The following is a 9,457-nucleotide window of genomic DNA, read 5'->3' on the forward strand; positions in this document are numbered from 1 at the left end:
GCAAGACATTCCTCAATGAGCCAGATTCTAAACTCTGGATCAATCTCTTTTCGTTTGCTCATTTTAACCCTTTCCCTATTTCAGTGTCTCTGTTATAGGGAGCATATCACTTTGGTAACTTGATCCAAACTGTGCAGCACGGGTGGGTTTTACCTGGACTTTAAGAGAATAAAGTAGCTGGATTCAAAATGGAGCTGTTGACAAAATATACAAAGGCTATCTCATATGGTATAATAGAGAAAAAAGCACGAAAGGGTGGCCAGAATGCAGCTCAAAATCCACATGGTGACCATCGAAAATCTCATGCCGCAAGACCACTTTCTAAGAAAGTTGGAAAAAGCGCTTGACCTGTCCTTTGTATATGAGGAGACGCGGCATCTGTATAGCCAAAAATATGGCCGCCCACCCATTGACTCGGTTGTCCTGGTGAAATACCTTCTGGTGGGATTCCTATACGGAATCCCCTCTGAACGGCAGATTGAGAAACGAATCGAAACAGATATCGCGCTTCGTTGGTACCTGGGTCTGGATTTGCTGGATAGGGTCCCGGATCACAGTACCATTTCGCAATTGCGCAGGAGAAAACCGGAATTTCGGAACGTTTTCCGGCGTCTATTCCATGTTGTCGTTCAACAATGTATAGCGGAAGGTCTGGTTTGTAGTGACAGATTCAACCCACATGAAGGCAAACGCTTCGGTATCCTCGGAATGTTTGGTCGAAGTTCGGGAAGAACATGAAGTTTACTGGGAGAGATTGAATCAGTACGAAGAACAAGGGTTGGAAAAACTGAAGCAGCTAAAGGGAAAGCGGCGTGCTGAGCGGAAAGAACCCGTCAAAAAGAAAAACACCCACAGCCATAAACGGGTCAGCAGAACGGACCCGGAAGCTGGTCATATGAAACGTCCTGGCAAACCTGAAGAACTATATTACCTCGTTCATGAGACCCTTGATACAGACCATGGAATCATTCTGGCCGTTACTGCAACTGCAGGAAATGTTTTTGACAGTGTTCCTTATTTGGATCAGATAGAGGACGTCCATAAAAATATCATTCCAGTTCAAATTGCCACAGCAGATTCAGCATATGATTTCTCTTTGGCTCATCAGGTATTGGATGAAAACGGAATTTCCTTTTTCGTACGCCCAAAACCGACTGTGAATCGAACAACCGTAGAATTTGACAGAGCTTATTTTTCGTATGATCCAGAAAAAGATGTGTATATTTGTCCCAATCAAAAGGAGCTTCATCCCAGAAGCCTTGTTCGGGCAGATGGCTGCATTTTTTGGAAATACTGGGCCAGCAGAAAAGATTGTAAATCCTGTCCGCTTCAATCAAAGTGTTTGACCAGGAAGGGATCCTTGACAGCGCGATATCTGTTGGAGAATTACTTTCGCTCCTCTGTACAGAAAAATATGGCACAGAAAGATTCTCCTGAATATCGGAAGGCTCTTAAAAAGAGACAGATCTGGTGTGAAGGTACTTTTGCTGCACAGAAATGGAGTCACAATTTAAAACGCCTGTTACGGCGCGGATTAGAGGCAGCGACAGATCACTGCCTCCTTTCGGCGACCGCAATCAACTTAAAACGAATGATAAAGTATATGGGATGACGCCTCCAGGCGTCTTTTTTCTTGCCATTTTTCAATAAACAGCGAATTTGAAACAGATTTGTCTGTACGATTCCGCTATTTGTCAACAGCTCCAAAATGGGAACAGCCACTTCAAGAGAGTAACAAACGGTTACGCCCTCTGAAGCCTTTCGCCGGATGCGTCTGTACGGGCCTCGTACATACGTACATAGCGAAAAGGCCAAGTTCTCACATATACAGAATTATCGACCCCAGGATGGGGGAGCAGGTTCAGGCCGGACCAGAGCTTCGATTCCCAGATAGCCCCATACGCGGCGGCCTGCCGAGTTGGCGACATTGTTGGTGTGCTCCAGGTTGTACTTTTTCAGGTTGGCAATCAGGTTATCGCTGAAGCTCCTGGCTTTCAGGGGCACCAGGTTGTTCTCCTCACACCACATCTTATAAATGGCATAGAGGTCCTTGGAGCTGATACAGGCATCCGCTTTAAGATGGATATAGTCCTCCGCCTCCATGAAGTCAAAGAAGTTATTGTTGTCCCGCTTGACCAGCTCTCGGTTGCGCCGGGCGCGGTCGCTCTCGGTGAACTTGAAGCCGTTCCGAACGAGACGCTGCAGGCCCTCAAAGGCCCACAGAAAAACTCCTTCAGCTTCGGCAGCCATCTTCTCGGCGATGTCCGGGTCGTCCACCCGGTCGGCGGGTTTGTCCCTGGTGGTCAAAACCAGCTGCCGCCGGTAGAAGCCGTCGCTGCGATCATACAAGGCTTGCAGGTCTCCGTTGCTGAACGCCAGCAGCCGGGCGTACATCCAGCCCTGGTAGCTCTGCTTACCCTTCCGTTCCAGATCCATCTGGCCCTGGGCGGTGACAATGGACTTGACATAGTTGGTCTGCCGCAGGGCCTCGATGCGCATATCATCGTCCACGCAGAGCAGGATGTGCTCGAGATCGGCCCGGGCAAAGCGATTTTCTGATATTTTGCCGATGCTGCCATCCTTCATATTGGCACCGAACAGCCTGGACAGAACCACGCCGATCTGGCTTTTGCCCTCGCCGCCCCGACCCTTGATGACCATCATCCGCTGGCCCTTGTTGCTGGGAATGAGGCAATAACCGATAAACTCCTGGACCGTGGGGAGGTCCTCCGGGTAGAGCAGGTCGGACAGGAACCGCAGCCAGTGGGCGGGCTGGACTGCTTTGGAATTATACCGGACCGGCAGTCGGTTGCGAACTACTTCAGGTTTGCACTCCTGAAAGCTGCCGTCCAGGTATAGGGTCCCATTGGCCAGGTGGATGCAGTTGGTGACTGGCGGAAAGTTATCCACCTGGGTGGAGAGTTTGAGCAGGTCCAGGATGTTGCCCACCTTGCGGGCTACGTTATTGCTGGCGTAATCACGCAATTCCTCATAAATCATGCTGCGCAGGGCCATCTCGTCGGTGACACGGCCATCTTCGGTAAAGAAAAAGCCGTTACAGAAAATGATTTTGTGTGTGGACATGAAGGTCTCGCAGAAAACCGCTTCGTTGATCCGATGTCCTTCTTCCAGCCAAACCGGGTCGTTGGAGCCGGGCCGGTAGGTGTTGTTCATGCAGCCTCCTTTGCTTTGAGGGCATCCAAGCAGGCTTTCATTCTGGGCAGAAGCTGACCATCCAGCAGGCGTTTGGCAGCGGCCCCCTTCTGAGAGGCTGGCCCAAAAGCCAGACGATCAATGAGGTCGTCCACAACGGCCATCATGTGCAGCGCCTCTACAAAATGCTCGTCCAGCAGTTCCTCCGGGGAGAGGGGAGCGAACTCTGTCTGCCACCGAGTCAGCAGGTCGCGGTAATCGTGGAGGACCCGGAGACAGTAGAAGATTTCCTCTTTCTGGGGGTCCGAAGGGGCCACGGTTGGCTTGGGCAGAGAGATTGCACCGGATGGAGGCTTGTCCGGACTGAGGCCGAAGTCCTGGGCCAGTTTCCGAGCTGCCTGGAAGCTGCTGAGTCCAAACAACTGGGCGGTAAGGTCAATGACATCGCCGGTGGCTCCGCAGCCGAAGCAGTAATAATAGGTGTCGTTCAACTTCATGCTGGGTGTATGATCCTCGTGGAAAGGGCAGCGAGTCATCCAGGTAGTGGTGACAGGCAGGCTGTACAGGGCTGCGGCCTGCTTGACCGTGATGGATTCCTTTACAGTTTTAAAAAGATTCATTTATACCTCGCTAATCTGGCATCTTGTGGGCAGGGATACAGTACTTCGCCATGGATAGAGGTGTGCCTCGTTTCGGGGCACACCTGAGTCCCTGACGAGTGAATTGGGTGCGTAACATTTCGTTCCATACCTCCTTCTGCGAAAAAATAAAGCCTGACTTCTCCTTTCGACTTTTTCTTCTTGAGCCCGGGAGGGCCTTCAATGTATAATCAGAAAAAGTTCCATGAAATGTAACCCGATTCGGAACTACCCTTTCACTAATAGGAGAAATCCGGGGTGCAAAACGGAACCATTTTTTAAAATTTTCAAAAAATTTTTTGGAGTGAGGTGGAGGCGTGGTAAATCGGTATGCGAGAGGATTTCAGGATGACAGATGGGATGATGAATCCAGCATCAGTTTGACGAATGAGGCGCTGGAACGAGATGCGGTGGCGGAACGTCAGATCGAGCTGGAAAGCGCCCTGGAGCAGGACGAGCACCCCCTCCATGACGAAGAAGAGCTGGAAACCGAGGAGGAAGAAGCCGCGCCGACCAGTGAAAAGCGGCTGAAATGGGAAATCCGGGCGGAGGCGGTTCGGCGTCTGGAGGAAGCTGCCCGGACTGAGGCGGACTTTTCTGTGGTGATAAAGGAGTGGGACAAGCTGGACCAGAACCGGGAGCGCCGGGAACGGAATTACGAACACCTTCGGGGAGATTTACCGCTGGATTATCAGGCTGTTTCAGAACCCAAGCTTATCCCCAGGTGGATGAATGACACGGCGTACCGGCAGATAATGGCCGGAAACTTTCTGGATATCCTATTTAACTGCCCTTATGAGATGCACCAGCTGACCGCCGATCCATTTATCTCCCGCATGATTGCGGAACTGAGCGAGGATCACAAGGAAGTTCTGTACTTTCTTTCCCTGAGGCTGTGGAGTGCCACCCAGCTTGCCTTAGCCCGTGAGCAGTCCGACCGCAATATCCGAAAACTGCGGAAAACCATTCATAAAAACTTACAGCGACAGATGTTTGACTACCTACATAGTAAACGGGAGCGAGGTAGAAGTCTGACCCTGCGGGAACGCCAATTTATAGAGGAATATTCAGCCCTCGCAGAGGAGCAAGGCAAAGATGCTGTGATTCGGCGGGAAAATAAGACGACCCGCAAAAAGAAACCCGCCCCTAATGACAAGGACGGCTGGAGGGGAGTAAATACAGAATGAAGAATCTGTTTGAGCAGTCGCGCTCCCATTGGGTGCGGTACGATCACTACGAGCTGAAAACGGCAAAAAACGGCAAACGGTACATCACCCCCGGCAAAGACGCAAAGCCGGAAGTTTATAACCCTCTTAAAGTGGTTCCACATATTGTGCTGGATGCTCTCAATGTAGGAATGCTGATGATGGGCCGCAAACCAGCGGCGGAAGTAGAACGGGCAGTGTTGGAGTTTGTTACCCGGTATGGTTTGTTGGGCTTGATGACCGCCCTGCCCACCACGCCGGCCTTTATGGACTATGAGGCGGTTTACCTGCCGAAGAATCATTTCCTCAAAGAGGAATCCATGGACACAGACCGATATCTGGCTTTGTTTTATCCCTTTGACCAGCTGGACTTGGTGAAACGGGGAATGGAATCCGCTTGGAAGGTTTCTGGGGACCGGACGATGGTTGCCCTGACCATGACCTTTATGGATGAACCGATGGCAAAAACTATGAGCTTCCAGCGGCAGTATGCGGAGCCTTATGACTGGGTCGCCCAGCAGTTCAAGGACTGGGCCTTCACACTGACCACCTCTATCTTGTACTACCAGGACTACCGTCTAATAGATCAAGACACCCGGGAATTGTACCAAAAAGCCATGGCTGCGTTCGGTGGGATTGCCCCCAGCTACCATATCGAGCTGCTGGACAAGCCCACCATTTATTGGGATTTTCACTCCCTGCTGCTGGGTATCCAGATGATGTTCAGCTTCATGTTGGTGGACGAGGAACATCCCCTGCGGCTGTGTAAGAACTGCCAGAAAGCATTTCTGGGCAGTCATGTCAACACTACCTTTTGCAGTCTCCAGTGCAAGAACCAGTACAACGTCCACAAGAGTAGGGGAAAAGCCAAAGGAAAACCGGAAGAAAACGAATAAATCCGCTGCGGCGGGGCTTTATATACCTTTGTTCCGCAGACAGCAAAAGGCTGGCAGCCTGTGCTTTTCGCACAAACTGCCAGCCTTTCTTTGTCACTTATGCTGCCCCGCAGAGGCACCTTTCGCACAGAGGAGCGGGACGGGATAGATCCCCCCAGCTGCCGTCTGCTGCACAAAGGTATAACACACTAGACTTTGTACCCAAAGTCGTGTGCCACGAAACCTCGGCGCGGTTTCTTTGGATTCTTCCGACTATCGCGTTGCCTCCCGGTTTCAGACAATAGAAGATGCGGGCGTCAACTCGTACACATGATCGAACTGAGCTTTGCGCTCGTCGCTCAGGTGATGGCTAATCAGGATCAGGGTCAGGTCGGGGTTGGACAGCAGACTCTTCTCCACGATGTCAGCGTTCTTCTGGTCCAGAGCGCTGGTGCCTTCATCCACCAGCAGGATGCTGCGGTTATGGATCAGAGCACGGGCAATGGCTACACGCTGTTTCTGGCCTCCCGAAAGGGCGCTGCCTTCCTCGCCCACCGGCGTATCCAGACCCTGGGGCATATTGGCAAGGTCCCCTGCCAGAGCGCTGTCACGCAGAGCCTTTTCCATCTGCTCGTCGGTAAAGTGCTCACCCAGGGTAATGTTCTCACGGATGGTGGTATTGAACAGGAACACATTCTGCTCGATGTAGCTCATTTTCTGCTGGAGCTGCTCGGGCGTGTAATCCCGTACATCTCTCTCGTCATAAAGGACCTTGCCCTGGTAGCCGGGCAGCCAGCCCAGAAGAAGCTTCAGCAGAGTGCTCTTGCCGCAGCCAGAGGGACCGGTGAGAGCGTATTTGCCGCCCTTCTTAAATTCCGCGTTCATGTGAACCAGAATCGGCTTATTTTCATCGTAGCAGAAAGAGACATCCTTGACCGTAATGCCTTCCTGCAGAGTAGGCAGGCCAAAATCAGGAAGCTGTGCCTCGCCGGCATGGACGGTAATCTTATCGAAATAGGGCTTGCTGGCTGAGAAGGACACTGCAAGTTTGGACACCTGGTTCAGTCCATTGTACACGCCGGCGCAGATGGTGCCGGTGCCCATAAAGGTGGCCAGAGGAATCATATCATTGAGGATCAGGACACCCAGCAGGATGACAACGGCCACCTGGCAGACGGCGCTGACATAGGCCAGACCACAGCCGATGCCGTCCTTGTTGATGGTCAGTTTGTACTTGGCCTGCTCCATGCTGTCGCTGGCTGCATCGACTCCGCTGGTAAACCGTTCATCCTTGCCAAAGAAGCGAAGCACATCGTAACCTGCCAGCAGATCCTTGATTTTACTGACGCTGTCAGCCTGGCTGGCGGCACAGGCTGTGCCAACGGTTCCCAACCGTTTGCTGAACAGACGAGGAACGAAGATCATGACCAATGCGATGACCAGAGAAACCACCAGCAGCAGCCAATGAATGGATGCCAGTGCAACGATACCGAACACCACCTGTGCCGCAGAACCCATGATGGTAAAAAACGGAGTCCAGGCCATCTGCTCAATCTGGTTCACGTCGTTGGTAAACTGGGAGAGGTACTCGCCGCTCTCCTGTTTGTGGTACTCCTGATGGGTCTTGTGCAGCAGGCCCGCTGCCATATCCCGGCGCAGAGCATTGTTCATCCGGCGCACGGCCCGGCCCTGGAAGAAGGTCTCTGCAATCAGACAAAGGACCACGGCCAGCCAGGTCAGCAGAAGAAGAATGATCCGAATGGTGAAAGCCCGCAGATCTCCATCCAGCAGCCCCTGGGTAACCTGAATCTGTACCAAACTGGTGCAGACCTGCAAACCATAGGCAATAACCATACAGATGGAGGCCGCTGTAACAGTGGGCCAGCACTTTTTGAGATAATACTTCATGATTTCCACCTCTTCTGTGATAGTTCCATCTGTCTTAATCAACAGTGGAATTGTGTGCTTCGTTCTTTCTGGTTTAAATTGTAGCACACGGGATGAGGAATGAACATATCGTTTTGTGTTAGTTATTGATTACACACATTCTGATTTTCTATAGAGGCAAACTGTCTTTCCATCAATAATTTCAGACTTTTTGCACCGCATATTCATGCAGCGCAAAACATTCTGGCAGCTGCGGCACTCGGGCTTCAGATCAGAAAAGCTCCACCGGCGGTTAACCTCCGGGTCGATCACAACACCTTTTTCGGGATCAACCCAACCTAACTGGTTTTGAGGGTGGTCAAGCGCCACAGTGCATTTGCCAATTTTTCCATTGGCCCGGAATACCATGCTATGCGGATAGGAAGCGTAGCACACCTGTGCAAGGGTTCCGTTTCTGTGGTTATGACACGACATCCCGATCTTATCCAGATATGCAACATGCTTTGCTACCAACACATCTTTTGTATCCTGATGAAGGATAGATAGACTGTGGACGCCTTCGCCGCCCCAGTCACCAACAGCACGAACAAGTACGGCGAAGCGTTTGTCATGCCCAAACAGACGGTACAGATAATCATACCAACTGTAGTCCTCATCGCCGGCCAGAATATTGTGGCGCAGCGTGATATGGAAGGGATACTCTTCCGGGGGCAACTTGGAAAGAGAGACCAGATTGTCAATGATGGTCTGCAGGGTTCCCTTGCCGGATACATGGGGTCGAGTCTTGTCGTGATTCCAACCATCAATTGTAATTTGATAGCTAGTGATCCCTGCCTGATAGAACTGACGAAACAGCTTTTCGTCCAGCAGATAACCATTGGTGGTCATATTGGCAGCATAGTGAAAGCCATACTGTTTCTGCAGATTTTGCACAATATTGGACACTTCCAACACAGTGTCTTTGCAAAGAGTAGGTTCACCTCCAAACCATGCAAGCACGACCTGTTTATAGCGCGGCGCTTGTGCAGTGATATACTCTTCAATCCGGTCCAGTGTGTCACGAGTCATACTGACCGCATGGTGATCTTCATAGCAATATGGGCAGCGGAAATTGCAGCCTTCCGTCGGCATCAATGTTACCATGAAGATATCATCCAGCAAAGATCTCACCTGGTGCAGTGCGTGGTCCAATTCTTCCTCGGTTACCAGAAGCTCTTGCTCATGCAGATAGCGTGTCAACGGTGTATTCAGTTCCGCACAGCCGCCGCAACGGGTGAGATTGATGAACTCCTTCTGCAGACCGTGATCGGTCAGCCGGACGGTATTGCGATACAGTTCTGATGTAATATAAATAGCATCTCCTTCCGTGCGATAGGTCACATAGCTGGGTACTGTATACATAATTGACTCCTCTTTCTCTATATAAAATCCTATAGTAGGATGATTTTTCAAAATAACGGCCCGGAAGAACTCCGGGCCTTTATCAACTTGGAGTGACTAGACGTTAGTGGGTAATGGTATTTTATTTGAGAGCGATTATTGAATATACGGGTCTTTTTCTTAGTTTATACTTCGGGTCCTGTGCGGGCTATCAGCAAATGTTGATGATGATGTCCATGCTGTCCACCTGCTCCTCGATGGGCTTCTTGTTTGCGAGAACTTCCATGGTTTATTTCTCCTTTCTTTTTAATAGTTCATG

At 50.9% G+C, this 9,457-nt stretch carries 8 protein-coding genes; 4 read left to right on the top strand and 4 right to left on the bottom strand.

Going from position 1 to position 9,457, the window contains the following annotated elements; translation table 11 throughout:
- Positions 1-264: 264 nt before the first annotated feature.
- Together B5F27_RS15005 and B5F27_RS15010 are read left to right on the top strand one after the other, a co-directional pair.
- The gene (locus B5F27_RS15005; protein WP_087368897.1) at positions 265-738 is read left to right on the top strand and encodes a transposase; all 474 of its coding nucleotides are present in this window, start codon (positions 265-267) and stop codon (positions 736-738) included.
- 16 nt (positions 739-754) lie between these two features.
- Entirely contained in the window at positions 755-1,612 is an 858-nt protein-coding gene (locus tag B5F27_RS15010; protein ID WP_158098271.1) for a transposase, read from the top strand.
- Positions 1,613-1,833: 221 nt separating this feature from the next.
- Here the strand turns inward: B5F27_RS15010 and B5F27_RS15015 are convergent, their stop codons facing one another.
- Both B5F27_RS15015 and B5F27_RS15020 read right to left on the bottom strand, forming a co-directional pair.
- On the bottom strand, positions 1,834-3,174 hold the full coding sequence (locus B5F27_RS15015) for a phage/plasmid primase, P4 family (RefSeq protein WP_087368899.1): 1,341 nt from the start codon (positions 3,172-3,174) through the stop codon (positions 1,834-1,836).
- Positions 3,171-3,773, bottom strand: coding sequence for a CHC2 zinc finger domain-containing protein (locus B5F27_RS15020; RefSeq protein WP_087368900.1), 603 nt, complete (start codon positions 3,771-3,773; stop codon positions 3,171-3,173). Before B5F27_RS15020 ends, B5F27_RS15015 begins: the two co-directional genes overlap by 4 nt.
- 335 nt (positions 3,774-4,108) lie before the next feature.
- Here B5F27_RS15020 and B5F27_RS15025 point away from each other — a divergent pair, with 335 nt between their 5' ends.
- Together B5F27_RS15025 and B5F27_RS15030 are read left to right on the top strand one after the other, a co-directional pair.
- Complete coding sequence (locus B5F27_RS15025; RefSeq protein ID WP_343214648.1) at positions 4,109-4,978, top strand: sigma-70 family RNA polymerase sigma factor; 870 nt, start codon at positions 4,109-4,111, stop codon at positions 4,976-4,978.
- Positions 4,975-5,892 carry a hypothetical protein gene (locus B5F27_RS15030; RefSeq protein WP_087368901.1) on the top strand — a complete coding sequence of 306 codons (918 nt, stop codon included), beginning with the start codon at positions 4,975-4,977 and terminating at the stop codon, positions 5,890-5,892. Before B5F27_RS15025 ends, B5F27_RS15030 begins: the two co-directional genes overlap by 4 nt.
- Before the next feature lie 273 nt (positions 5,893-6,165).
- Here the strand turns inward: B5F27_RS15030 and B5F27_RS15035 are convergent, their stop codons facing one another.
- The gene (locus B5F27_RS15035; protein ID WP_087368902.1) at positions 6,166-7,779 is read right to left on the bottom strand and encodes an ABC transporter ATP-binding protein; all 1,614 of its coding nucleotides are present in this window, start codon (positions 7,777-7,779) and stop codon (positions 6,166-6,168) included.
- A 129-nt stretch (positions 7,780-7,908) separates the two neighbouring features.
- Positions 7,909-9,159: a radical SAM protein gene (locus tag B5F27_RS15040; RefSeq protein WP_087368903.1), complete on the bottom strand. Its 1,251-nt coding sequence runs from the start codon at positions 9,157-9,159 to the stop codon at positions 7,909-7,911.
- Positions 9,160-9,457 lie beyond the last annotated feature (298 nt).

The sequence above is a fragment of the Faecalibacterium sp. An192 genome, assembly GCF_002160175.1.
GTDB lineage: Bacteria > Bacillota > Clostridia > Oscillospirales > Ruminococcaceae > Faecalibacterium.